Annotated in this window: 20 protein-coding genes and 1 pseudogene; 14 read left to right on the top strand and 7 right to left on the bottom strand. The window is 67.0% G+C overall.

Annotation, left to right across the window (positions count from 1 at the left end; genetic code table 11):
- The first annotated feature begins 116 nt into the window (after window positions 1-116).
- Window positions 117-1,940, top strand: coding sequence for a phosphogluconate dehydratase (gene edd / locus AAFN46_RS09335; RefSeq protein ID WP_347808409.1), 1,824 nt, complete (start codon window positions 117-119; stop codon window positions 1,938-1,940).
- Window positions 1,937-2,650: a 6-phosphogluconolactonase gene (pgl, locus tag AAFN46_RS09330; protein ID WP_347808408.1), complete on the top strand. Its 714-nt coding sequence runs from the start codon at window positions 1,937-1,939 to the stop codon at window positions 2,648-2,650. Before edd ends, pgl begins: the two co-directional genes overlap by 4 nt.
- A gap of 36 nt (window positions 2,651-2,686) precedes the next feature.
- Here the strand turns inward: pgl and AAFN46_RS09325 are convergent, their stop codons facing one another.
- Complete coding sequence (locus AAFN46_RS09325) at window positions 2,687-4,141, bottom strand: TrkH family potassium uptake protein (RefSeq protein WP_347808407.1); 1,455 nt, start codon at window positions 4,139-4,141, stop codon at window positions 2,687-2,689.
- Between the two features lie 5 nt (window positions 4,142-4,146).
- Window positions 4,147-5,601, bottom strand: a complete 1,455-nt coding sequence (locus AAFN46_RS09320) for a TrkH family potassium uptake protein (RefSeq protein WP_347808406.1) — start codon at window positions 5,599-5,601, stop codon at window positions 4,147-4,149.
- Window positions 5,602-5,750: 149 nt separating this feature from the next.
- Here AAFN46_RS09320 and AAFN46_RS09315 point away from each other — a divergent pair, with 149 nt between their 5' ends.
- Together AAFN46_RS09315 and AAFN46_RS09310 are read left to right on the top strand one after the other, a co-directional pair.
- Complete coding sequence (locus tag AAFN46_RS09315) at window positions 5,751-6,110, top strand: YkgJ family cysteine cluster protein (protein WP_347808405.1); 360 nt, start codon at window positions 5,751-5,753, stop codon at window positions 6,108-6,110.
- A 38-nt stretch (window positions 6,111-6,148) separates the two neighbouring features.
- Complete coding sequence (locus tag AAFN46_RS09310; RefSeq protein WP_347808404.1) at window positions 6,149-6,709, top strand: NAD(P)H nitroreductase; 561 nt, start codon at window positions 6,149-6,151, stop codon at window positions 6,707-6,709.
- Here the strand turns inward: AAFN46_RS09310 and AAFN46_RS09305 are convergent.
- Complete coding sequence (locus AAFN46_RS09305) at window positions 6,690-7,388, bottom strand: 4'-phosphopantetheinyl transferase superfamily protein (RefSeq protein ID WP_347808403.1); 699 nt, start codon at window positions 7,386-7,388, stop codon at window positions 6,690-6,692. The genes AAFN46_RS09310 and AAFN46_RS09305 overlap by 20 nt on opposite strands.
- A 410-nt stretch (window positions 7,389-7,798) precedes the next feature.
- On the opposite strand from AAFN46_RS09305, the gene acs reads away from it, so the two are divergent.
- Window positions 7,799-9,754, top strand: a complete 1,956-nt coding sequence (gene acs, locus AAFN46_RS09300; RefSeq protein WP_347808402.1) for an acetate--CoA ligase — start codon at window positions 7,799-7,801, stop codon at window positions 9,752-9,754.
- 473 nt (window positions 9,755-10,227) lie between these two features.
- Here acs and AAFN46_RS09295 read toward each other — a convergent pair whose 3' ends face one another.
- From AAFN46_RS09295 to gspD, 3 genes are all read right to left on the bottom strand, one after another.
- The gene (locus tag AAFN46_RS09295; RefSeq protein WP_347808401.1) at window positions 10,228-12,000 is read right to left on the bottom strand and encodes a zinc-dependent metalloprotease family protein; all 1,773 of its coding nucleotides are present in this window, start codon (window positions 11,998-12,000) and stop codon (window positions 10,228-10,230) included.
- A 28-nt stretch (window positions 12,001-12,028) separates the two neighbouring features.
- A complete protein-coding gene (locus AAFN46_RS09290) occupies window positions 12,029-12,685 on the bottom strand; it encodes a hypothetical protein (RefSeq protein WP_347808400.1) in 657 nt (218 codons plus the stop codon).
- Window positions 12,686-12,861: 176 nt separating this feature from the next.
- Window positions 12,862-15,081 carry a type II secretion system secretin GspD gene (gene gspD / locus AAFN46_RS09285; protein ID WP_347808399.1) on the bottom strand — a complete coding sequence of 740 codons (2,220 nt, stop codon included), beginning with the start codon at window positions 15,079-15,081 and terminating at the stop codon, window positions 12,862-12,864.
- Between the two features lie 502 nt (window positions 15,082-15,583).
- Between gspD and AAFN46_RS09280 the strand changes: the two genes are divergently transcribed.
- The 6 genes from AAFN46_RS09280 (at window position 15,584) to argR (ending at window position 20,792) form a co-directional block, all read left to right on the top strand.
- On the top strand, window positions 15,584-16,360 hold the full coding sequence (locus tag AAFN46_RS09280) for an ABC transporter substrate-binding protein (RefSeq protein WP_347808398.1): 777 nt from the start codon (window positions 15,584-15,586) through the stop codon (window positions 16,358-16,360).
- 120 nt (window positions 16,361-16,480) lie between these two features.
- On the top strand, window positions 16,481-17,170 hold the full coding sequence (locus AAFN46_RS09275; RefSeq protein ID WP_347808397.1) for an ABC transporter permease: 690 nt from the start codon (window positions 16,481-16,483) through the stop codon (window positions 17,168-17,170).
- 10 nt (window positions 17,171-17,180) lie between these two features.
- A complete protein-coding gene (locus AAFN46_RS09270; protein WP_347808396.1) occupies window positions 17,181-17,879 on the top strand; it encodes an ABC transporter permease in 699 nt (232 codons plus the stop codon).
- A 13-nt stretch (window positions 17,880-17,892) separates the two neighbouring features.
- Window positions 17,893-19,005 (top strand): succinylglutamate desuccinylase/aspartoacylase family protein, encoded by a 1,113-nt coding sequence (locus AAFN46_RS09265; RefSeq protein ID WP_347808395.1) that lies wholly within the window; start codon window positions 17,893-17,895, stop codon window positions 19,003-19,005.
- Between the two features lie 19 nt (window positions 19,006-19,024).
- Window positions 19,025-19,789, top strand: a complete 765-nt coding sequence (aotP, locus tag AAFN46_RS09260) for an arginine/ornithine transport ATP-binding protein AotP (RefSeq protein WP_347808394.1) — start codon at window positions 19,025-19,027, stop codon at window positions 19,787-19,789.
- Between the two features lie 16 nt (window positions 19,790-19,805).
- Entirely contained in the window at window positions 19,806-20,792 is a 987-nt protein-coding gene (argR, locus tag AAFN46_RS09255) for a transcriptional regulator ArgR (RefSeq protein ID WP_347808393.1), read from the top strand.
- 380 nt (window positions 20,793-21,172) lie between these two features.
- Here argR and AAFN46_RS09250 read toward each other — a convergent pair whose 3' ends face one another.
- Window positions 21,173-22,306: an aminotransferase class V-fold PLP-dependent enzyme gene (locus AAFN46_RS09250; RefSeq protein WP_347808392.1), complete on the bottom strand. Its 1,134-nt coding sequence runs from the start codon at window positions 22,304-22,306 to the stop codon at window positions 21,173-21,175.
- Between the two features lie 76 nt (window positions 22,307-22,382).
- Here AAFN46_RS09250 and AAFN46_RS09245 point away from each other — a divergent pair, with 76 nt between their 5' ends.
- The 3 genes and pseudogenes from AAFN46_RS09245 to AAFN46_RS09235 form a co-directional block, all read left to right on the top strand.
- Window positions 22,383-23,021: a TetR/AcrR family transcriptional regulator gene (locus tag AAFN46_RS09245; protein ID WP_347808391.1), complete on the top strand. Its 639-nt coding sequence runs from the start codon at window positions 22,383-22,385 to the stop codon at window positions 23,019-23,021.
- A gap of 84 nt (window positions 23,022-23,105) precedes the next feature.
- On the top strand, window positions 23,106-24,074 hold the full coding sequence (locus AAFN46_RS09240; protein WP_347808390.1) for a radical SAM protein: 969 nt from the start codon (window positions 23,106-23,108) through the stop codon (window positions 24,072-24,074).
- Window positions 24,075-24,229: 155 nt separating this feature from the next.
- A pseudogene (locus tag AAFN46_RS09235) lies at window positions 24,230-24,349 on the top strand (radical SAM protein); the annotation flags it as partial.
- Window positions 24,350-24,497 lie beyond the last annotated feature (148 nt).

The following is a 24,497-nucleotide window of genomic DNA, read 5'->3' as shown; positions in this document are numbered from 1 at the left end:
AGTGCAGGCCGTTAAGGTAGCGCCGCCCGGGCGCCGGGGCAGCCGCGAAATTCCGACCAAAGATTTCAGCGCCGCGCGGCGGTAAAGTGGTGGGTAGGGAACAGAGGAGCCGACACATGCATCCCCTTGTACTGCGAGTCACCGAGCGCCTGGTCGAGCGCAGCCGCGCCACCCGCGCGCACTACCTGGCGCTGATCGAGGCGGCCGCGCAGCAGGGCCCGCAGCGCGGCAAGCTGCAGTGCGCCAACTTCGCCCACGGCGTGGCCGGCTGCAGCGGCCACGACAAGCAGACCCTGCGCCTGCCCGACGCGGCCAACGTGGCCATCGTCAGCGCCTACAACGACATGCTCTCGGCGCACCAGCCCTTCGAGCACTATCCGCCACTGATCAAGCAGGCGCTGCATGAGGTCGGCTCGGTCGGCCAGGTGGCCGGCGGGGTGCCGGCCATGTGCGACGGCGTGACCCAGGGCGAGCCGGGCATGGAGATCGGCCTGGCCAGCCGCGAAGTGATCGCCATGAGCACCGCCGTGGCGCTGTCGCACAACATGTTCGACGCCGCCCTGTGCCTGGGCGTGTGCGACAAGATCGTGCCCGGCCTGCTGGTCGGCGCGCTGCGCTTCGGCCACCTGCCGACCCTGTTCGTGCCGGCCGGGCCGATGCCCTCGGGCCTGTCCAACAAGGACAAGGCGGCGGTGCGCGAGCGCTTCGCCGAGGGCAAGGCCAGCCGCGAGGAGCTGCTCGAATCGGAGATGGCCGCCTACCACAGCCCCGGCACCTGCACCTTCTACGGCACCGCCAACACCAACCAGATGCTGATGGAAGTGATGGGCCTGCACCTGCCCGGCGCCTCCTTCGTCAATCCCGATACGCCGCTGCGCGAGGCGCTGACCCGCGCCGCCGCGCAGCGCGTGGTGCGGCTGACCCGCCAGGGCGGCGAGTACCTGCCGCTGGGCCATATCGTCGACGAGCGCTGCCTGGTCAACGCCGTGGTGGCGCTGCACGCCACCGGTGGCTCGACCAACCATACCCTGCACCTGCCGGCCATCGCCCGCGCCGCCGGCATCCAGCTGACCTGGCAGGACATGGCCGAGCTGTCCGAGGTGGTGCCGACCCTGGCCCACGTCTATCCCAACGGCAAGGCCGACATCAATCACTTCCACGCCGCCGGCGGCACCGCGCTGCTGATCCGCGAACTGCTCGACGCCGGGCTGCTGCACGAGCAGGTGCAGACCGTGGCCGGCCCCGGCCTGCGTCGCTACACCGAGGAGCCCTTCCTCGACGGCGAGCGCCTGGTGTGGCGCGCGGGGGCCGGCGCCAGCCTCGACGAGAGCATCCTGCGCCCGGCGGCGCGGCCCTTCTCGCCCGAGGGCGGCCTGCGCCTGATGCAGGGCAATCTCGGCCGGGCGGTGATGAAGCTTTCCGCCGTGGCGCCCGAGCACCAGGTGGTGGAGGCGCCGGCGCGGGTGTTCCACGACCAGGCCGAGCTGGCCGCCGCCTTCCAGGCCGGCGAGCTGGAGCGCGATTTCGTCGCCGTGGTGCGCTTCCAGGGCCCGCGCTGCAACGGCATGCCCGAGTTGCACAAGCTCACGCCCTTCCTCGGTGTGCTGCAGGATCGCGGCTTCAAGGTGGCGCTGGTCACCGACGGGCGCATGTCCGGTGCCTCGGGCAAGATTCCGGCGGCCATCCATGTGTGCCCCGAGGCTTTCGATGGCGGGCCGCTGGCCAGGGTGCGCGACGGCGACCCGATCCGCGTCGACGGTCGCAGCGGCGAGCTGCGCGTGCTGGTCGACGCCGCCGAACTGGCCGCCCGCACGCCGCTGGCGGCGCCGCCGCCCGCCGCCGGCTGCGGGCGCGAGCTGTTCGCCTTCATGCGCGCCAGCTTCAGCACGGCGGAGCAGGGCGCCAGCGCCTTTACCGCCAGCCTGGAGGCGCTGCGATGAAGCTGGGCGAGCTGAATTTGCCGGGCGGGGTGATCGCGCATCAGCACGCCGATGCGGCGGCCCAGGCCGAGGCACTGGCGCTGCAGGTGGCGCATGCCCTGAGCTCGGCGATTGCCGAGCGCGGCCGCGCCCTGCTGCTGGTCTCCGGTGGGCGCAGCCCGGTGGCGCTGTTCGAGCGCCTGGCGCGCGAGGCCTTGCCCTGGCAGCGGGTGCTGGTGGGGCTGGTCGACGAGCGCCGGGTGGCGCCGTCGCATGCCGACAGCAACGAGGCCCTGGTGCGCCGTCATCTGCTGCGCGGCGCGGCCTCCGCGGCCTGCTGCGTCGGCCTGTATCGCACGGCGGCGAGCCATGCCCAGGCCGCCGAGCTGGCCGAGGCTGCATACGCCGGCCTGCCGCCGGCCGACGTGCTGCTGCTGGGCATGGGCGAGGACGGCCATAGCGCCTCGCTGTTTCCGGGCAGCCCCGCTCTGGACCAGGCGCTGAGCGCCGACTGCCCGCGCCGCGTGCTGCCGATGCGCGCGCCGAGCGCGCCGGTCGAGCGCCTGAGCCTGACCCTGCCGGTGCTGGCCGCTGCGCGCTCGTCGCTGCTGGCCATCCAGGGCTCGCTCAAGCTGGCGGTGCTGGCCCGCGCCCTGCAGCCCGGCGCGGCCGAGGAACTGCCGGTTCGCGCACTGCTCAGGGCGCCGCTGCAGATTCACTGGTGCCCGTAGCGCATTTCTTTCCAGGCGATGGAGGTCGGCGCCCGCTTAGTGGCGCCAGAAGGCCGGGAACAGCAGCACCAGCACGGTGAGGATCTCCAGGCGGCCGAGCAGCATGCCGATGGTCAGTATCCACTTGGCCAGCTCCGGCAGGTTGGCATAGTTGCCGGCCGGGCCTATCACCTCGCCCATGCCCGGGCCGACGCCCGAGACCATGGCCGCCGCGCCGCTCAGCGCGGTGATCCAGTCCACTCCGCACATGGCCACCGCCAGCGCCAGGCCGGCGATGGTGATGGTGTAGAAGAAGGCGAAGGCGAGAATCGAGCGGACGATGTCCTCGTCCAGGCGATGGCGGTTGTACTGCTGCTTGATCACCGCGCGCGGGTGGATCAGCTGCTTGAGGTTGGCCTTGAGCAGGATGTAGGCGACCTGGAAGCGGAAGATCTTCAGGCCGCCGGCGGTGGAGCCGGAGCAGCCGCCGACGAAGCCCAGGTAGAAGAACAGCATGCTGGCGAAGGGCCCCCACAGATGGTAGTCGCCGACGGCGAAGCCGGTGGTGGTCATCACCGAGGTGACATTGACCGCCACGTGGCGCAGGGCGTCCAGCCAGTGCAGGTCGGTGGTGGCCCATTTCCAGCAGGTCAGCATCAGCCAGCTGCCCAGCAGCAGGACGAGGAAACCGCGCACCTGCTCGTCGCGCAGCAGCGCGCGAAAGTTGCCGCGCAGGGCGGCGATATAGAGCACGAAGGGCAGGCTGCCGAGGATCATCACCAGCACCGCCACCCAGTGCACGGCCGGTTGCTGCCACTTGCCCAGGGAGGCGTCGGAGGTGGAGAAGCCGCCGGTGGCGATGGCCGACATGGCGTGGTTGATCGCGTCGAACAGGCCCATGCCGGCCAGCCAGAAGGCCAGCACCGCCACCGCACTGAGGCCGACATAGGCCACCACCATGTACTTGGCGACCATGTGCGAGCGCGGCATGACCTTGTCCGAGCGGTCCGAGGACTCGGTCTGGAACAGGCGCATGCCGCCGATGCGCAGCATCGGCAGGATCGCCACCGCCATGCCGATGAAGCCGATGCCGCCCAGCCAGTGCAGCAGCGAGCGCCAGATCAGTATGCCCGGCGACATGGCGTCCAGCCCGGTGAGCACCGTGGCGCCGGTGGCGGTGATGCCCGACATGCTCTCGAAGTAGGCGTCGGTGTAGCCGATGTGCTGGCTGAACACGAAGGGCAGGGCGGCGAACAGCGATACCAGCAGCCAGCTCGACACCGTCAGCATGTACATGTCGCGCGGGCGCAGGTGGGTCTGCTGCGGCTTGCCCTGGACCATCATGCCCATGCCGGCGACGAAGGTGATCAGGCTCGGCCAGAGGAAGGCGTTGATGTCCTGATGGCGTTCGAATACCAGCAGGGTGCCCACCGGTACCAGCATGCTCACCGCCAGGGTGATCAGGAAGATGCCGTTGATGAAGGCGAGGACGCGCAGGGTGGATAGGGACATCGGCCTCAGTGTTTCCAGAAGGTTCGGGTGGCCAGCACCAGCACGGTGAGGATTTCCAGGCGACCCAGCAGCATGCCGGCGGTCAGCAGCCATTTGGCGGCGTCCGGCAGGCTGGCGAAGTTGCCGGCCGGACCGATGATCGGGCCCAGGCCCGGGCCGACGTTGCACACCGCGGTGGCGGCGCCGGTCAGCGCGGTGACCCAGTCCAGGCCGACCAGGGTCAGGGCCAGGGCCAGCACGCCGATGGTGATGGTGAAGAAGAAGGAGAAGGTGATCAGCGAGCGGACGATGTCCTCGTCCAGGTTGTGATTGTTGTACTGCTGCTTGATCACCGCGCGCGGGTGCACCAGCTGGGTCAGGTTGGCCTTGAGCAGCACATAGGCGACCTGGAAGCGGAAGATCTTCAGGCCGCCGGCGGTGGAGCCGGAGCAACCGCCGACGAAGGTCAGGTAGAAGAACAGCAGCACGGCGAAGCCGCCCCAGGTGGTGTAGTCGCCCAGGGCGAAGCCGGTGGTGGTGACCACCGAGGTGACGTTGACCGCGACGATGCGCAAGGCGTCCCACCAGCTGTGCTCGGAGTGCAGCCACAGCCAGGTGCCGAACACCAGCCAGGTGAGCAGCAGGAAGCCGAGGAAGCCGCGCACCTGGTGGTCCTTGAACAGGGCGCGGCGATTGCCGCGCAGGGTGGCGACATAGAGCATGAAGGGCAGGCCGCCGAGGATCATGAGCAGCACCGCCACCCAGTGCACGGCGGGTTGCGACCAGTTGGCCAGGGACAGGTCGGAGGTGGAGAAGCCGCCGGTGGAGATCGATGCCATCGAGTGGTTGAGGGCATCGAAGGGCGACATGCCGGCGCCCCAGAAGGCCAGGAGGCCCAGCCCGGTGAGGGCCAGGTAGATCAGCAGGATGTACTTGGCCGCCATGTGCGAGCGCGGCATGACCTTCTCGCCCCAATCCGAGGACTCGGTCTGGAACAGGCGCATGCCGCCGACCCGCAGCAGCGGCAGGATGGCCACCGCCATGCCGATGAAGCCGATGCCGCCCAACCAGTGCAGCAGCGAGCGCCAGATCAGGATGCCCGGCGACATCTTGTCCAGCCCCACCAGCACGGTGGAGCCGGTGGTGGTGATGCCGCTCATAGTCTCGAAGAAGGCGTCGGTGTAGCTGATGTGGGCGATGATCACCATCGGCAGGGCGGCGAACACGCACACCGCCACCCAGCTGGCGGTGGTCAGCAGGTACATGTCGCGCGGGCGCAGCTGCGCGTTTTTCGGCCTGCCGGGCAGCACCAGGGCGAGACCGGCAACGAAGGTGATCAGGCTCGACCAGAGGAAGGCGTCGAGGTCGTCGGTGCGCTCGAAGGCCAGCAGGGTCAGCATGGGAATCACCATGCTGACGGCCAGGGTGATGAGGAAGAGACCGATGATGAAGCCGATGATGCGCAGGGTCGGCAGGGCCATGTGGCTCGCTCGGGCGGAAACGAAGGCGCCATTCTACCCGTGCCGACCGGGCTGTAAAATCCGTCGACCGGGGGCTTCACAGCGCCGAGCCGATTCATAGAATAGCGCCACGGTCGCCGGCCCTCGCCGGTTCTCTGAGTCCTCCCATCATGTCCGAACGCAATCCCTGTCTCACGTGCGGCGCCTGCTGCGCGTATTTTCGTGTGTCCTTCTATTGGGGCGAGTGCCAATCCGCCGGTGGCAGCGTGCCCGATGCCATGGTCGAGCAGATCACCCCGCACCATGTGGCCATGATCGGCACCACCGCCAAGCCGGCGCGCTGCCAGGCACTGCTCGGCGATGTGGGCGGCGCCACGCGCTGCAGCATGTACGAGCAGCGCTCCAGCACCTGCCGCGAATTCACCGCCAGCTGGGAAGACGGGCGGCACAATCCCCACTGCGATGCGGCCCGTGCCGCCCACGGCCTGCCGCCGCTGCAACCGCCCCTGTTGCCGGAACAGGTCGCGTAATCGGCTAGAATGCCGGCCTGTTATCCCAGGAGAAGGCCATGCAAGCCCTCGATCTGCTGCTCAACCGCGTTTCCGTAGGCCGCCTGCTGGAGCCGGCGCCGGACGCCGCCCAGCGCGAACTGCTGCTGCGCGCCGCCTTGCGCGCGCCGGACCATGGCCAACTGCGGCCCTGGCGTTTTCTTATGGTCGAGGGCGAGGCCCGCGCGCGCCTTGGCGAGCTGTTCGCCCAGGCGCTGCTGGCGAGCAATCCCGAGGCCAAGCCCGAGGCGCTGGACAAGGCCCGCGCGATGCCGTTACGCGCGCCCTTGCTGATGGTGGTCATTGCCCGCCTCAGCGAGCATCCCAAGGTGCCGCACGAGGAGCAGGTGCTGTCCGCCGGCTGCGCCGCCCACGGCGTGCTGCTGGCGGCCCAGGCGCTGGGTTTCGGCGCCATGTGGCGCACCGGCGAGCTGACCCACAATCCCCGGGTTCGGGCCGGGCTGGGCCTGACGGTACAGGAGAAGATCGTCGGCTTCCTCTATCTCGGCAGCTTCGAGGGCGAGCGGCGCGTGCCGCCGGCGCTGCAGCCGGCCGATTTCGTCAGCGCCTGGCAGGGCTGATCGGCACCAGGCTCAGCAGCAGGTCATCCTGCATCCTGAAGTGGCCATCCAGTTCACGGCCGGCCGGCCAGTCGAGGTGCAGGTCGATCAGCAGGCGCAGACGCGCCTGCGCGGCGTCGCACTCCAGCAGTTCGGCATCCTGGAAGTAGAAGCGCTGGCGCACCAGCGGATAGAGCGCCTTGAACAGGCTCTCCTTGAGCGAGAAGGTCAGGCTCACCCGCTCGGCCAGCGCCTGCGGCGACAGCCGTGCGGCGCGCTGCAGCTCAGCCGGGGTGAGGATCTCGCAGGCCAGCCGCGCCGCACGCTCCTCGCTCAGGCGTTGCTCCAGATCGATGCCCAGGCTTGCCCAGTCCCGACTGTATGCCACCAGCGCGGCCGCTCGGCCGGCGCCATGGCTGATGGAGCCGCAGATGCCGGCCGGCCACAGCGGCACGCCCTCGGCATCGCGCCCGGGCAGCAGCGCCTGGCCGCAGAGCCGGCGCAACGCCTCGCGCGCACACAGGCGTCCGGCCAGGTGCTCGGCCTGACGCTTGGCCACCCCGCGTACCATCGGCACGGCGCAGGCGGCGAAATCCTCGGCGCGCAGCAGCCTGGGGTCGAAGCGGGCCAGCACCAGTTGGCTGTCGGGCAGCCAGTGGGGCAGATCTGCCTGCAGTTGGAAGAAGGCGGGATGATTCATGGCGGCATTCTGCCGTGGGCGCCTGCGGCCGGCCAGCGTTTACATTTCGTTGCACGGCGTTAACCCAAGCTAAACAGAGCAAGCGCTTGTTTCTGGCGACAATGGGACGTGCGTTCCAGGTGAACGCTGGTGAGGTTGTAGCCACGGCAGGCAGGTTGCCTCCGTGGTTTTGCTCAACTGATCGAGTGCGGGAGTCCAGTAGGGCTCCCGTTTTTTTTTGCGTCATCGCGGGATTGCGGCCTGGTCCGGCGGCGCCTGGCTTCATGCGTCAAGAAACGCCCTATGGCCAGCGTCAGCGATGCACGAAGGCTCGCCTATTTTCGCGGTAAGACCATGGTCGAATGGCTCCAGGGGGAGGGGGGGGATACAAAAGGGCCCATACAAAAACAACCGCCCTTCGAGGTACTGCCATGACCGCTGCTTCCCTCTACCCCGTGCGCCCCGAGGTGGCCGCCCATACCCTGACCGATGAGGCCACCTACAAGGCCATGTATCAGCAGTCGGTGGTCAACCCGGATGGCTTCTGGCGCGAGCAGGGCAAGCGTCTGGACTGGATCAAGCCGTACACCAAGGTCAAGCAGACCTCCTTCGACGACCATCACGTCGATATCCAGTGGTTCGCCGACGGCACCCTCAACGTCTCCGCCAACTGCCTGGACCGTCATCTGGAGACTCGCGGCGATCAGGTGGCGATCATCTGGGAAGGCGACAATCCCGCCGAGCACCGCGAGATCACCTACCGCGAGCTGCACGAGCAGGTGTGCAAGTTCGCCAACGCCCTGCGCGGCCAGGATGTGCACCGCGGCGACGTGGTGACCATCTACATGCCGATGATCCCGGAGGCGGTGGTGGCCATGCTCGCCTGTACCCGCATCGGCGCCATTCACTCGGTGGTGTTCGGCGGCTTCTCGCCGGAGGCGCTGGCCGGGCGCATCATTGACTGCCAGTCGAAGCTGGTGATCACCGCCGACGAGGGCCTGCGCGGCGGCAAGAAGACTCCGCTCAAGGCCAACGTCGACGACGCGCTGACCAACCCGGAAACCCGCAGCATCCAGAAAGTCATCGTGGCCAAGCGCACCGGCGCCGAGATCAAGTGGAACTCTCACCGCGACGTCTGGTACGAGGACCTGATGAAGGTCGCCGGTAGCACCTGCGCGCCCAAGGAAATGGGTGCCGAGGAGCCGCTGTTTATCCTCTACACCTCCGGCTCAACCGGTAAGCCCAAGGGCGTGCTGCACACCACCGGTGGTTACCTGACCTACGCCTCGCTGACCCACGAGCGGGTGTTCGACTACCGTCCGGGCGAAGTGTTCTGGTGCACCGCCGACATCGGCTGGGTCACCGGCCACACCTACCTGGTCTACGGTCCGCTGGCCAACGGCGCCACTACCCTGATGTTCGAAGGCGTGCCGAACTATCCGGACGTCACCCGCGTGGCCAGGATCATCGACAAGCACAAGGTCAATATCCTCTACACGGCCCCCACGGCGATCCGCGCCATGATGGCCGAGGGCAAGGCCGCGGTGGCCGGTGCCGATGGATCCAGCCTGCGTCTGCTGGGTTCGGTGGGCGAGCCGATCAATCCCGAGGCCTGGCACTGGTACTACGAGAACGTCGGCCAGGGCCGTTGCCCGATCGTCGACACCTGGTGGCAGACCGAGACCGGTGCCTGTCTGATGACCCCGCTGCCGGGCGCCCATCCGATGAAGCCGGGCTCCGCCGCGCGGCCGTTCTTCGGCGTGCAGCCGGCGCTGGTCGACAACCTGGGCAACATCCTGGAAGGCGCCACCGAGGGCAATCTGGTGATCATCGACTCCTGGCCGGGCCAGGCGCGCACCCTGTACGGCGATCACGATCGCTTCGTCGACACCTACTTCAAGACCTTCAAGGGCATGTACTTCACCGGCGACGGCGCGCGCCGCGACGAGGACGGCTACTGGTGGATCACCGGGCGGGTGGACGACGTGCTCAACGTCTCCGGCCACCGCATGGGCACCGCCGAGATCGAGAGCGCGATGGTCGCCCACCCGAAAGTCGCCGAGGCCGCCGTGGTCGGCATGCCGCACGACCTCAAGGGCCAGGGCATCTACGTCTACGTGACTCTGAATGCCGGCGAGGAGGCTTCCGAGCAGCTGCGCCAGGAACTGAAGAACTGGGTACGCAAGGAGATCGGCCCGATCGCCTCGCCGGACGTCATCCAGTGGGCGCCGGGATTGCCGAAGACCCGCTCGGGCAAGATCATGCGCCGCATCCTGCGCAAGATCGCCGTCGCCGAATACGATGCCCTCGGCGACATCTCCACGCTGGCCGACCCCGGCGTGGTGCAACACCTCATCGAGACCCATCGCACCATGCAGGCCGCCTGACCGGGCGGCCCGCGAGGCGTGCACAACCCCGGCCACAAGCCGTAATGCTGTTGACTTAAGAAAACGCCGCGACTTCCTTTACATAGTCGCGGCGCTTTTCTGGCTTGGGCCAGCAGCGAAGAACACTGCGCAATACCATGACCTGGATGTCGCGGTGTCTTGAGAGCGCTCCCTTCTCTCGCCGGGAGAGGGGCTGGGGGGTGAGGGACTATCGCCTACTCGTTGCCTGGCCCTCACCCCGGCCCTCTCCCAGGGGGGAGAGGGAGAACGACAGCCGCAGACCTGAACCAGGAAAAGTCCGGCCGTGGCCGTGATGCCGTTAAGTGAACAGCATTACAGCCACAAGCCGTTTTTTTTCGTTTATGAGGTGCCAGCCTGCCCGCCATGGTGCAGGGCGCGTCTCGGGCGATGGCGGGAACGAAAAAGCCCCATGCCCGCTCGCGCGGACATGGGGCTCCTGGCCCTGTGGGGCGTTACAGCTTGTTCAGGGCGACGTTGTCGACGAACAGCGACTGGCCCTTCTGGGTACCCAGCATCAGCAGGTCGATGCGGCGGTAGGTGCCGGCCGGCAGCTGGATGTCCTGCTGCAGTTTGCTCCAGGTACCGCCACGGGTCTGCTTCTGGCCGAGCGACAGGTACTGGCCACGGCCGCTGCTGTCCTCCAGGTACAGATAGGCGTAGGCCACCGCGCTGACGCTGCTGCTGCGGCCGACGGTAACATCGGCGCTGAAGCGGTAGCGCTGGCCGGCCTGGACATTGCCGAGCAGGCTGGCGCTGGCGCCGGAGCCTTCGTACTGACGGTTGTAGGCCTCCAGTGCCTGGCGACCGCCGCTGGCGAAGCTGCTGACACGGGCGCTACCGTGGAAGCCGGACCAGCCGCCGATACCGTTCTCGAAGTTCCAGCCGAACTGGGTGGGGGCCGGCGGCACCACCGGCGGTTTGGCGGCGATCTCGACCAGTTCGACCTCGTCGGCCAGCAGGCCGTTGCCGCTGTCGGTCCAGATGGCGACGTACTGATTGCGCGGGACGCTGCTGCCCACCTTGTAGGTGAAGCTCTTCTCCAGGCGGCTGAACTCGTTGCCGGTCACCGACAGGCTCACCGACTGTTCGCCGCTGTAGCTCAGGCGGCCCTCGGCGTCCTCGTTCAGAATGGCCAGGCGCACGTTCTCGCGGCTGTTGGCGGCCTTGAGCATAGCCTTGGCCCTGAGCCGGTACTGCACGCCGCTGCGCAAGCCGCTGACCGGCGTGGCCAGCAGGTCGAAGCCCTGGGTGTTGAACTGCAGGGCGTTGTCGCGGCAGCCGGTGGCGACGTTGACCAGGGCCAGCTCGGCGCTGCCGAACAGTGCGCGCCAGCCTTCGCTGGTGCGGAACTCGCCGTTGCCGACCAGACCCTTGAGCGCCGGCTTGCTGCACCAGGGCAGCTCGGGCTGCGGGTTGGTCGGCGTGCCGGTGTTAGGCACCTTGGTCGGGCGGAAGTTGGCGATCTGTACGGCCATGCTGTTCAGCGCGCGGGCGGCGTCGGCATGGTCGTGCTGGCCGCAGGCCTGGTTGGCGCACTCGGCGTCGACCAGGCGCGGGGTGGAGAACAGCGGCGACTGGCGGCGCGCGCCGAACACCTGGGGGTAGGCCATGATGGTGCTGAACTGGCCCTGCACGCCGTAGCCGCGGCTCCACTCGTGGGTGCCGCTGTGGTTCTGGTAGTAGCCGTCCTGCAGGTCCTGCTCGTAGGAGTGGCGCAGGCCCATGTTGTGACCGGCCTCGTGGGCGAAGGTGCTGAGGCTGCAGTCGACGCCGGTCAGGCCGTAGGCCATGTCCTTGGCGTTGCTGTAGAACTGGTCGCTATTCTTCGCCCCGGTTCCCAGCCAGGCGATGCCGCACACGCCGTAGCCCTGGCCGTTGGTGGTGCGGTTGAGCAGTTGCACCACGTCGGCGCCGTACTGCTCGCGCAGGCGCTGGACCTGGGCATCGTTGGTGAAGCGGCTGAGGTTGCTGCTGGAGACGTCGTAGTAGGTGGCCCAGTCGAGCAGCTGCTTGTGCACCAGGCGCAGGCGCAGGTTGGCGCCGCTCTTGGCATAGGCGTTGTTGGCGTACTCGATGTAGCTGGCGATGCGTGCGTCGATGTCGCGGCCATTGGGCAGGGCCAGCGCGTCCTTGGTGTAGAGCACCATGATGTCGACGGTCTGCGGGTTGGCCTGGGCTGCCTGGGCGGCCAGGGCCAGGCTCAGGCCGGTGAGCAGTTTCTTCATATCGGCAATCCTTGTGATGTGGGAAGACTCAGCCCCGCGCCGGCGGCGCCATGGGCGGTAGCTCGCCGGCGCCGAACGGCACGGCGTCGTTGGGGTCGGCGCGTAGCACCAGTTCGTTCTCGTCGGTGATCACGGTCTTGCCGGTTGCGTTGTCGATGATCATCGACAGGGTGCCGTCCAGCGTGTTGACGGTGATGTGGGTCTCCAGGGCGCCCCTGACCAGGGTCAGGTTGTCGGCGTCGCTGCCGTCCAGCAGCTTGCCCTGCCAGACCGCGGCGCCGCCGTTGTTGCGGGTCTCGGTGAGGGTGGCGCGCACGGGCTGCTGGCGCCCCGGCAGGCCCAGGGTGAGGGTCTGGTCGAGGCCGATGGCCTGCAGCAGGCTGGGATCGATCTGGGTTTCGTGCACCGGCACGCCGTGGCTTTCGCCGGCGACCAGGGACTGCTGGTCCCACAGCTTCAGCTCGCGCTGCAGGGGGGCCGGGGCCTGGGCCTGCGGCTGGGCGGGGGCGACGGTTTGCTCGGCGCTGGCCAGGGGCGCGGCGGCCGGCGTGTCGCTCGGCTGCGTCTGGTCGACATCTTTTCCGGCTTGCTTCTGCGCCGGTTGTGGTTCCTGCGTCAGCAGCAGGCCGGCAGTGACGCCGGAGATCACCGCGACCAGGGCGGCGGATATCCATAGTTTCGACATGCGATCTCTCCATTGACCCCGCAGGGGGGAACGGCGCGCAGTCTAGGGAGCGGAGCGCTGGCAAAGCGCTATCTGGTTCACAGCCGGGGATGTGCAGGCGGGAGATGGCTGGGATTAAGACGCGGGTCTCGTTGCGAACGTAGACCAGGTCGCTGCCGTTATGTCGACTGGCTGCCTCAGCGCTCGGCGATCACTTTCGCCTGACGCTGCGGCAGGTCGCTGGGCAGGTCGGTGAGGGCCCTGAGGGCCAGCTCGCGGCTTGGATAGCTGCTGAACAGGATGGCGTACTCGCTCTCGCCGCCCTGGCCGCGTTGCTCCAGGCGCAGCGGCTGGCCGGGGTGACGCTGCAGCAGGGCGCGCATGAACTCCGCGCTGCTGCCGCGGATCAGCTCGATGGTATGGCGGCGCGGCGGCTCGTCGCTTGGCGCCTGCGCGCGTGGTGGGAGCAGTTCCTCGCCTCCACGGCCGTCGAGGATGGGCACTTCGGGCTCGGCTCGCTCGGGCGCGGAGAAGGCCTGTGCCGGAACGCCAGGGGGCTGTTCCGCCGGTTGCCGGTCGAACAACTGCTGCGCCTGTTCGGGCAGGCGCTGTCGGGGCCCGCCGAGCAGGCGCAGGTCGCGGTACTTGCCTTCGCTCAGGCCCGCCAGGCCGGCGCCGTCGCGGGCCACGCTGGGCCGCAGGAAGACCATCAGGTTGCGTTTCTGGCGGGTCTCCCGGGTGGAGCGGAACAGGCCGCCGACACCTGGGAGGTCACCTAGCAGCGGTACCTTGCTCTCGCTGCGGGTGACGTCGTCCTGCATCAGTCCGCCGAGCACTAGCACCTGGCCGTTCTCGGCCAGCACCGTGCTCTTTATCGAGCGCTTGTTGGTCACCAGGTCCACCGCCTGGGTGCTGGGCGCGATGGAGGAGATCTCCTGCTCGATCACCAGGCGCAGGGTGAGATCCTCGTTGATATGCGGGGTGATCTTGAGGGTGATGCCGATGTCCTTGCGCTCGATGGTGGTGAAGGGGTTGCCGGCCCCCGAGGCGCTGGTGGCGTAGGAGCCGGTCTGGAAGGGCACGTTCTGCCCGACCAGGATCTCCGCCTCCTGGTTGTCCAGGGTCAGCAGGCTCGGAGTGGACAGCAGGTTGCTCTTGCCGGTGGAGGAGAGCGCGGTGATCAGGGCGCCGAAACCGTCGCTGCCGACGCCGACTATGGCGCCATTGGGCAGTTGGCTCGCCAGTTCGCCCTGCTTGTCGTTGGCGATGGCGCCGAGCAGGGTACCCACCGAGAGGCCGGTGTTGCCGAAGTTGACGCCGCCCAGAGCCGAGTCGCCATGGGCGCCTATGGCCCATTGCACGCCCAGCGCCTCGTTGACGTCGCCGGATATCTCGACGATGGCTGCCTCCACCAGCACCTGGGCGCGCGGCACGTCGAGTTGACGGACCAGGCTTTCGAGCGTGTCGACGCGCTCCGGCTCGGCGAGGATGACGATGGCGTTGAGGCCCTCGTCGGCGCGTACCAGTGCGGGGCGAGCGGCCTCGGCACCCTTGTCGAGGCCGTCGCCGAGCTCGCCCAGGGTCTCGGCCAGCTGCTTGGCGTCGCCATAGCGCAGGCGAATCACCCGGGCATTGGCCGAGCGCGCGCTGGGCGTATCCAGGCTCTGCACCAGCTGCAGCAGGCGCGTGCGCGCGGCGCTGGGGCCGAGCAGGAGCAGGCGGTTGCCACGGGTATCGGCGATCACCTGGGCGCCGCCGGCCTGCTGCTGTTTGATCGTGGCGGCGAGCACTTCGGCCATTTCCTGCACCCAGCCATGGCGTAGCTCGTAGAGGGTGAAGTCATGCAGGCTACCCCTGTCGAGTTGCTCGACTATGCCGTGGATGCGCTCGATATTGGCGGGGGCGTCGCTGATGATCAGGCTGTTGGAGGAAGGCACGGCGGCCAGGTGGCCGTGGTTGGCGACCAGTGGGCGAATCATCGGCATCAGTTCGCCGACCGAGCCCTGCTGCACCTGCAGCACGCGGGTTTCCAAGTTGCCCCGCTGCCCGGGCAGGGTGCGGCCGTCGACTATCGGCACGATGCTCAGTTGATTGCCTTGGGCGGCCACGGCGAAGCCGTGAGTGGTCATCACCGCGAGGAACAGCTGGTGGACCTCATCGGGGGTCATCGCCTGCTGCGCCATGACAGTGACTCGCCCCTTGACCCTGGGGTCGACGATGAAAGTCTGGCCGCCGATGCTGGATATCTGCTCGATGAAGTCGCGGATGTCCGCATCCCGCAAGTTGAGGGTCCAGCCTCCCCGCTCCGCCAGTCGTTCGCTGGGAGCGTTGGCTGCAACCGGCGTCGCCGCTGCGGCTGTGGCCACGACGCTGGTCAGCGCGATAGCGCGCGCGAGGAGGAGGAAGTGCTGGGGCATGAAGTCCGGAGGGCAGTTTGGCGGCGCGCTAGGCTAATCAAAATGAGCCAGGCGCTGGTCGTCGTGATGTCGATATGCGACTGCTCTCACAAGAAGTCGGCGGCAGGGTGACGATTGGTAACGCCTGCACCCGAATGGGGTGTGCGGAAGCCTTCCCGCACCGTACCAGTGCATTATTTGTATTTGTAATGTTATGATTTCATTGATATTTTTATTATTTGGCGCGATTAGTGCTTGATAATTCTGTTTTGTCTCTATTCTTTTACTGCATGTCTTGCGGCGAATGTCAACATACGGTCTTGCCCGCTCCTGTGCTTCTGTAATTTGTTGTCGCTTTCAAGAAATATCGACCTTACCCCTGTCGATAGAATGCCGCCCACTTGGCCAGTCCCTTTGCTCGCGCTTGCGCGGCGGCAAAGACGGTGACTCTTTCTACAATTCACCCATGGCCATGGCGAGTCGCAGTTCTGCCAATCGCGGTATCCAATCGAAGGAGCACAAGATGAAGAAGATCCTATTGCTCGGCGCGCTGGCGCTGACCGCTTTCAGTGCGCTGGTCCAGGCAGAAGACAAACCGCTGCGCATCGGCATCGAGGCGGCTTACCCGCCCTTCGCCTACAAGACCCCGGAAGGCAACATCACCGGCTTCGACTACGACATCGGCAACGCCCTGTGCGAAGAGATGAAGGTCAAGTGCCAGTGGATCGAGCAGGAGTTCGACGGCCTGATTCCGGCCCTCAAGGTGCGCAAGTTCGACGCCGTGCTGTCGTCCATGTCGATCACCGACGAGCGCAAGAAGTCGGTCGACTTCACCAACAAGTACTACCACACCCCCGCCAAGCTGGCGATGAAGGCCGGCACCGAGCTGAAGGACCCGCTGGTCGATCTGAAAGGCAAGAAGGTCGGCGTTCAGCGCGCCTCCATCTATGACCGCTACGCCACCGAGCAGTACGCTCCGGCTGGTATCGAGGTGGTGCGCTACAGCTCGCAGAACGAGATCTTCCTCGACCTGGCCGCCGGTCGCCTGGACGCCACCCTGGCCGACGTGGTCAACATCGACGACGGCTTCCTCAAGACCGACGCCGGCAAGGGCTTCGCCCTGGTAGGTCCGGACTACACCGAGCCGAAGTACTTCGGCGACGGCGCAGGCATCGCTGTGCGCAAGGGCGACACCGCCACCGCCGAGAAGATCAATGCCGCCATCGCCGCCATCCGGGCCAACGGCAAGTACAAGGAAGTGCAGGATAAGTACTTCCAGTTCAACGTCTACGGCGAGTAACGCCGCTGTCCCCACCCTCTCCTGGGCGGAGAGGGTGAGGCGACGCCAGGCGCGCCGTCGGCTGCGCCGCGTCCCCAGCCCTCGATAGGGCCTCCTCCTGCGTTTCAGAGGATAGATTCCATGTTCAACGGCTACGGCTCGACCATTCTCGACGGCGCCTGGCTCACCGTGCAGTTGGCCCTGCTGTCGATGGCGGTGGCCATCGCGCTCGGCCTGCTCGGTGCGGCCTTTCGTCTGTCACCCATGAAGTGGCTGGCCCTGATGGGCGAGACCTACGCCACCGTGATCCGCGGCATTCCCGATCTGGTGCTGATTTTGCTGATCTTCTACGGCGGCCAGGATCTGGTGAATCGCATCGCCCCGCTGGTGGGCTACGAAGACTACATCGACATCAACCCCTTCATCGCGGGGGTCGGTACCCTGGGCTTCATCTATGGCGCCTACCTGTCCGAAACCTTCCGTGGCGCCTTCATGGCCATCCCCAAGGGCCAGGGCGAGGCCGGCCTGGCCTATGGCATGAGCCCGCTGCGAGTGTTCTTCCGCATTCTGGTGCCGCAGATGATCCGTCTGGCCATTCCCGGCGTGACCAACAACTGGCTGGTGCTGGTCAAGGCCACCGCGCTGATCTCCCTGGTCGGCCTGCAGGACATGATGGCCCGCGCCAAGAGCGCCGGCGACGCGACCCGCGAGCCCTTCACCTACATCCTCCTGGCAGCCGCCATCTATCTGGTCATGACCAGCGTGTCGCTGCTGGTGCTGCGCCATCTTGAACGCCGCTACTCGGTCGGCGTGAAAGCCGCCGAGATCTGAGGGAGCCACCATGCTTTTCGATTACAACGTGGTACTCGACAGCCTGCCGCTGTATTTCGGCGGCGTGCTGGTCACCCTCAAGCTGCTGGTGATCGCCCTGGCCTTCGGCCTGGCGCTGGCCGTGCCGCTGGCGCTGATGCGCGTCTCCAAGCAGGCCGTGATCAACTTCCCGGCCTGGCTCTATACCTACGCCATCCGCGGCACGCCGATGCTGGTGCAGCTCTACCTGCTGTACTACGGCCTGGCCCAGTTCGAGGTGGTGCGCGAGAGCTTCATGTGGCCCTACCTGTCCAGCGCCACCTTCTGCGCCTGCCTGGCCTTCGCCATCAATACCAGCGCCTATAGCGCCGAGATTCTCGCCGGCAGCCTCAAGGCCACGCCGCATGGCGAAATCGAAGCGGCCAAGGCCATGGGTATGTCGCGCGCCAAGCTGTACCGGCGCATCCTCCTGCCGTCGGCACTGCGCCGTGCGCTGCCGCAGTACAGCAACGAGGTGATCATGATGCTGCACACCACCAGCCTGGCCTCGGTGGTGACCCTGATCGACATCACCGGCGCGGCCAAGACCGTCAGCTCGCAGTACTACCTGCCGTTCGAGGCCTATATCACCGCCGGTGTGTTCTACCTGGTGCTGACCTTCATCCTGGTGCGCCTGTTCAAGCTGGCCGAGCGCCGCTGGCTGGCCTACCTGGCCCCGCGCAAGCACTGAGGCGACGACCGGCATGCAACGCATCGACCACCGCCTGCCCTGGGGCTGCCCCGGCACCGAGCGCACCCTGAGTGTGTTCCGTTTCGGCGCGGGCGAGCGCAAGGCCTATATCCAGGCCAGCCTGCACGCCGACGAGCTGCCGGGCATGCGCGTGGCGGTTGAGCTCAAGCGTCGCCTGGCCGAGCTGGAAGGGCAGGGGCGGCTGACCGGGGTGATCGAGCTGGTGCCTGTGGCCAATCCGATCGGCCTCGGCCAGATGTTCCAGGCCACCAGCCAGGGGCGCTTCGAGCTGGGCAGCGGCAAGAACTTCAACCGCGACTTCGTCGACCTGGCCGCACTGGTCGCGCCGCAACTGGAGGGGCGCCTGGGAGCGGATGGCGCCGCCAATGTGCGGCTGATCCGCGAGAGCATGCGCGCCGCCCTGGAGGCCCTGCCGCCGGCCGGCTCCGAGCTGCAGGGCCTCCAGCGCCTGCTGCTGCGCCATGCCTGTGACGCCGATCTGGTGCTCGACCTGCATTGCGACTTCGATGCCGTGGTGCACCTGTACATGATTCCCCAGCAGGCCGAGGCCTTCGCCTCGCTGGCCGCGCGCCTCGGTGCCGGCGCCGTGCTGGTAGCCGAGGACACCGGCGGCAGCTCCTTCGACGAGGCCTGCTCGATGGCCTGGTTGCGCCTATCACGGCGCTTCCCGCAGGCAGCCGTGCCGCTGGCCTGCCAGGCGGCGACCGTGGAGCTGGGCGGCATGGCGGATACCGAGCGCGAGCGCGCCGAGGCCAGTGCCGAAAGCATCCTCGCCTGCCTCGCCGAGCAGGGGCTGATCGAGGGCGCCTGGCCGCCCGCGCCGGCGCCCGGCTGCGCCGTCACGCCCTTCGCCGGTGCCGAGTACGCCTATGCGCCGCATGCCGGCGTGGTCAGTTTTTTGCAGCCGATTGGCGCGCGCGTCGCCGCCGGCGATCCGCTGTTCGAGGTCATCGACCCGCTGGAGGACCGTCACAGTGTCGTGCGGGCGTCCACCTCCGGAGTGCTCTACGTGCGCGAGCGCCTGCGCTTCGCCCAACCCGGGCTCTGGCTGGCCAAGGTGGCCGGCACCCAACCCATTCGTCAGGGTCGCCTGTTGAGCGACTGATCCACACGAGAAGCCAACCATGTACAAACTCGAAGTTCAGGATCTGCACAAACGCTACGGCGCCCACGAAGTGCTCAAGGGCGTGTCCCTGGCGGCCAAGGCCGGCGACGTGATCAGCATCATCGGCTCCAGCGGCTCGGGCAAGAGCACCTTCCTGCGCTGCATCAACATGCTGGAGCAGCCGCACGGCGGCAAGATCCTGCTCAACGGCGAGGAGCTCAAGCTGGTGGCCAACAAGGACGGTGCGCTCAAGGCCGCCGACGCCAAGCAGCTGCAGCGCATGCGCTCGCGCCTGTCCATGGTGTTCCAGCACTTCAACCTGTGGTCGCACATGAGCGCCCTGGAGAACATCATCGAGGCGCCGGTGCACGTGCTCGGCGTGCCGAAGAAGGAGGCCATCGAGAAGGCCGAGCACTACCTGGCCAAGGTCGGCGTGGCGCACAGGAAGGATGCGTACCCCGCCCATATGTCCGGTGGCGAGCAGCAGCGCGTGGCCATCGCCCGCGCCCTGGCCATGGAGCCGGAGGTGATGCTGTTCGACGAGCCGACTTCGGCGCTGGACCCCGAGCTGGTCGGCGAAGTGCTCAAGGTGATGCAGGACCTGGCCCAGGAAGGCCGCACCATGGTGGTGGTGACCCACGAGATGGGCTTCGCCCGCGAGGTCTCCAACCAGCTGATTTTCCTGCACAAGGGCCTGGTGGAAGAGACCGGCTGCCCGAAGGAGGTGCTGGCCAACCCGCAGTCCGAGCGCCTGAAGCAGTTCCTTTCCGGCAGTCTGAAGTAAGCACTAAACTCTGCCCATGACTGCCACTGCCCACTGCATCGGTTTCCTGATCTGGCCGGAAACCAGGCCCATGACCCTGGCCCTGGCCGAAGAAGCCCTGCGCGTGGCGCAGCGCGTCCATCCGGAAGTGTCCTACGAGCTGCGCTTCCTCCAGGCGGAAACGCCGGCCGACGGCGCCTGGCGGATGCCGGGCGAGCCCTGGGTCGGGCGCCTGGAGGGTTGCCAGCGCCTGTTCCTGCTGGCCGACGAGCCGCCGGCCCAGGTCGCTCCGCCCCTGGCCTTGGCCCTCAAGCAGCTGGCGCGCGCCGGCAGCATCATCGGCGGCCTGTCCGCCGGGGTTTACCCGCTGGCCCAGCTGGGCCTGCTCGAGGGCTACCGCGCCGCCGTGCACTGGCGCTGGCAGGACGACTTCACCGAGCGCTTCCCCAAGGTCATCGCCACCAGCCACCTGTTCGACTGGGACCGCGACCGCCTGACCGCCTGTGGCGGCCTGGCCGTGCTCGACCTGCTGCTGGCCGTGCTGGCCCGCGACCACGGCGCCGAACTGGCCGGCGCGGTGAGCGAGGAGCTGGTGGTCGAGCGCATTCGCGAGGGCGGCGAGCGCCAGCGCATCCCGCTGCAGAACCGCATCGGCTCCAGCCATCCCAAGCTGACCCAGGCGGTGCTGCTGATGGAGGCCAACATCGAGGAGCCGCTGACCACCGACGAGATCGCCCAGCATGTATGCGTGTCGCGGCGGCAGCTGGAGCGCATCTTCAAGCAGTACCTCAACCGCGTGCCCAGCCAGTACTACCTGGAGCTGCGCCTGAACAAGGCGCGCCAGCTGTTGATGCAGACCAGCAAGTCGATCATCCAGATCGGGCTGTCCTGCGGTTTCTCCTCCGGACCGCACTTCTCCAGCGCCTACCGCAACTTCTTCGGCGCGACGCCGCGGGAAGACCGAAATCAGCGGCGCAGTGCCAGTCCGTTCGAGATAGCGCCGGCGGCTGTTGAGCGGGGGTGAGGTTGGTCGGCACGGGGGCTGACCCCCTTGGTTAGCTGTGTCACGCCTTGTTTCGAGGTGCTCGTTTGGCGCTGATCAGTTTTGGCGGGAGCTTGCTGGGTAACTCCTGCGTCAAGCGCGATCAAGCGCGTGGATCACCTGTTTGGCAACCACTTTAATAAATCGCGGGCAAAAAAAACCCGGGTTCTGGGGGATGAATCCGGGTCAAGACCATTAGGAGTAAAACAAGGTACGCGATCCACGGTACCCAGACTGGCGGGGCACTTGGGGGGAGATGCCGCGCACCAGTACTTGAAGTATTGGCCAGTATTTCCAATCGTCCAGATTGGTTGAGAGAGTTTCTTAAACGTATTTGGAATACCGTCGCGCCTGCTGAGCACTCAGCCTTGTCGCAACTGGTCCAGCAGGGCCAGAGTCTGCTCGATCACCGCAGGATCGGTGTAGAAATGCGGGGAAAACCTGATGCCGGGGCCGCGTTGTGCGCAGATCACCTGCTGCGCGCGCAGGCGGGCGAACAGCGCCTGGCGTTCCCAGCCGGCCAGGCTGAAGGTCAGGATGCCGGCGCGGCGGGCCGGGTTCAACGGGCTGTGCAGGCTCGCGCCGGCGATTCGCAGCAGACCCTCCTGCAGCTGCAGCATGCGTTCTTCCAGCTGCGCCGCCACCCGCTCCATGCCCACTTCCTCGAGCAGCGCCAGGCTGGCCTCCAGGGCCATGGCGCCGAGCATGTTCGGGCTGCCGCACTCGAAACGGCGTGCCGTGCGCGCCGGCTGCCAGTCCGTGCGGTCGTAGTCGCCGGCGTGCTCCAGCATGTGCCAGCCGTACTCGTGCAGGGTCAGCTGCTCGCGCAGGTCGCTGCGGCAGTAGAACAGGCCGAGTCCTTCCGGGCCGAGCATCCACTTGTGGCCGTCGGCCATGGCGAAGGCGCAGTCGCAGGCCTGCACGTCGAAGGGCAGGGCGCCGAGCTGCTGGATGGCGTCGACGCACAGCAGCACGCCCAGCCTACGGCAGCCGGCGCCCAGGCGCGTGAGGTCCAGGCGCAGGCCGCTGGCGTACTGCACAGAGCTGATCGCCAGCAGGCGGGTACGCGGGCCGCAGGCCGCCAGCAGGGCGCCTTCGGGGTCGCTGCCGGCGAGGCTCGTCTGGATCACTTCCACACCGCGCGGTTTCAGCGCCTCCCAGACGATGCGGTTGGAGGGGAACTCCTCGTCGCTGACCACCACCTGGTCGCCGGCCCGCCAGTCCAGTCCGAAGGCGACGAAGGAGAGGGCTTCCGAGGTATTTTTGACCAGCGCGATATCGGCCGTGCTCGGCGCGTTCAGCAGGCGCTTGCAGCGCTCGCGCAGGCGACTCTCGACCTGCAGCCATTGCGGATAATCGCGCGCGCCCAGGCTGGCATTCTCTTCGGCGAAGCGCCGCACGGCCTCGCTGGCGCGCCTGGGCCAGGGGGAAACAGCCGCGTGATTGAGGTAGCGCAGGCCGGGAGAGAGGGGGAATTCGTCGCTTAGATCGGGCATTGGGCCGATGATCCGTGCATTTTCGTGCTGAACAGGCATAATATCGCGCCTCGATTCTTCGTCCTGTAGTCACTTTATGAACAAAGAACCTCGCAAAGTCCGTGAATTCCGTCGCCGCGAGCAGGAAATTCTCGATACCGCGCTCAAGCTCTTCCTTGAACAGGGTGAAGACAGCGTGACTGTCGAGATGATCGCCGATGCGGTCGGAATCGGCAAAGGCACCATCTACAAGCACTTCAAGTCCAAGGCCGAGATCTATCTGCGCCTGATGCTGGACTACGAGCGCGACCTCAATGCGCTGTTCCACTCCGAGTCCGTGGCCAAGGACAAGGAGGCGCTGTCGCGCTCCTACTTCGAGTTCCGCATGCGCGACCCGCAGCGCTACCGCCTGTTCGACCGCCTGGAAGAGAAGGTGGTCAAGGGCAACCAGGTGCCGGAGATGGTCGAGCAGCTGCACAAGATTCGCGCCTCCAACTTCGAGCGCCTGACCCAGCTGATCGAGGGGCGCATCGAGGAAGGCAAGCTGGAAGACGTGCCGCCGTACTTCCACTACTGCGCCGCCTGGGCGCTGGTGCACGGCGCCGTGGCGCTGTATCACCACCCGTTCTGGAGTAACGTGCTGGAGGATCAGGACGCCTTCTTCCAGTTCCTCATGGACATCGGCGTGCGCATGGGCAACAAGCGCAAACGCGACAGCGAAACGCCGGCTGCCTGACGTGACATTCAGCCCGCCAATGATGCGTTTTCCGCAGCCGGCGGCGGGCTTACACTCCGGAGTGAACATGCCCGGAGTTTTCCGATGATCGTCGACCGCCAGGGCCGTCGCTTCCGCAACCTGCGCGTCAGCCTTACCGCCGCCTGCAACTACGCCTGCACCTACTGCGTGCCGGACGGTAAGCGCCTGGTCGCGGCCCAGGACGAGCTGTCCGCCGAGGCCCTGGTGCGCGGCGTGGCCTACCTGATCGAGGCGGCCGGCATCGAGCGCCTGCGTATCACCGGCGGCGAGCCGCTGGTCAGCCCCAAGCTCGACCACTTCCTGCGCGAAGTCAGCCGCCTCGGCCTGCAGGACATCGGCCTGACCAGCAACGGCCAGCTGCTCTCGCGCAAGCTGCCGCTGCTGCTGGAGTGCGGCCTCAGGCGCATCAACGTATCCCTAGATACCCTCGACCCCGCGGCCTTCACCCGCATCGCCCGTGGCGGCGACCTGGCGACCGTGCTGCAGGGCCTGGAGGACGCGCGTGCCGCCGGCCTGAAGGTCAAGATCAACATGGTGCCGCTGCGCGGGCAGAATCACGAGCAGGTGCTGCCCATGCTCGACTACTGCCTGGAGCGCGGCTTCGAGCTGCGCTTCATCGAGCTGATGCGCATGGGCCACCTGGCCCGCGACGGCGCGGGTTTCCAGCAGCAGTTCTACGGCATGGATGAGCTGCTGGCGAGGATCGGCGAACGACACGAGTTCGCCCAGGCCCCGGCGCCGCTGGATGCCACCGCGCTGCGCTACGAGATACCCGGGCGCGGCTTCTTCGGTGTGATCGCCAACGAGAGCGTGCCGTTCTGCCGCACCTGCTCGCGCCTGCGCCTGTCGTCCACCGGTTGGCTGCATGGCTGCCTGTCGTCGAGCAACCGCCACTATGTCGGCGACCTGCTCGACAAGCCCCGCCACCAGGCCCTGCCGGCCCTGCAGCGCCTGCTGGTGCGCGCCCTGGCGGACAAGCAGGAAGTCGCCTTTGCGGGCGGTGCCACCATCATGAAAATCATCGGCGGCTGATGATCTGCGGCGCGTCGGCCATGCGTTGTTGAAAGCAGGCCGGGACGCGGCGTCTCGGCATGCTCATTTACCGTCTGTAAACTCTGCTGCCTCGCCTGCTTTCGCCTAACCTGGCTCTAGCTCGCGAGATCATTGACTAACCTATGTCTCGAGTCATGTCTGCCGAATTTCCCATCGCCTATATCGAGCCGGTGTTCCGCCCGCCGAGCGAGGCCCACTCGCTGATCCTGCCGGTCACCAACGGCTGCTCCTGGAACCATTGCACCTTCTGCGATTAGTTATCCCTAAGTGAGCCCCTAGGGAAATTCTGAAGAAGACTTCCCGAATCTGGTGAAATACGCCGATCCCGTTGCCCGAGTTTCCCGATGAAGCAGATGACCTTCGCCGATGCCGAGTACGCCGGCAAGCGCAAGCAGACCCGCA

The organism is Pseudomonas sp. CAU 1711 (assembly GCF_039888625.1).
In the GTDB taxonomy this organism is placed as follows: Bacteria; Pseudomonadota; Gammaproteobacteria; order Pseudomonadales; family Pseudomonadaceae; genus Aquipseudomonas.
This window is presented reverse-complemented; position numbering and strand designations above follow the sequence as displayed.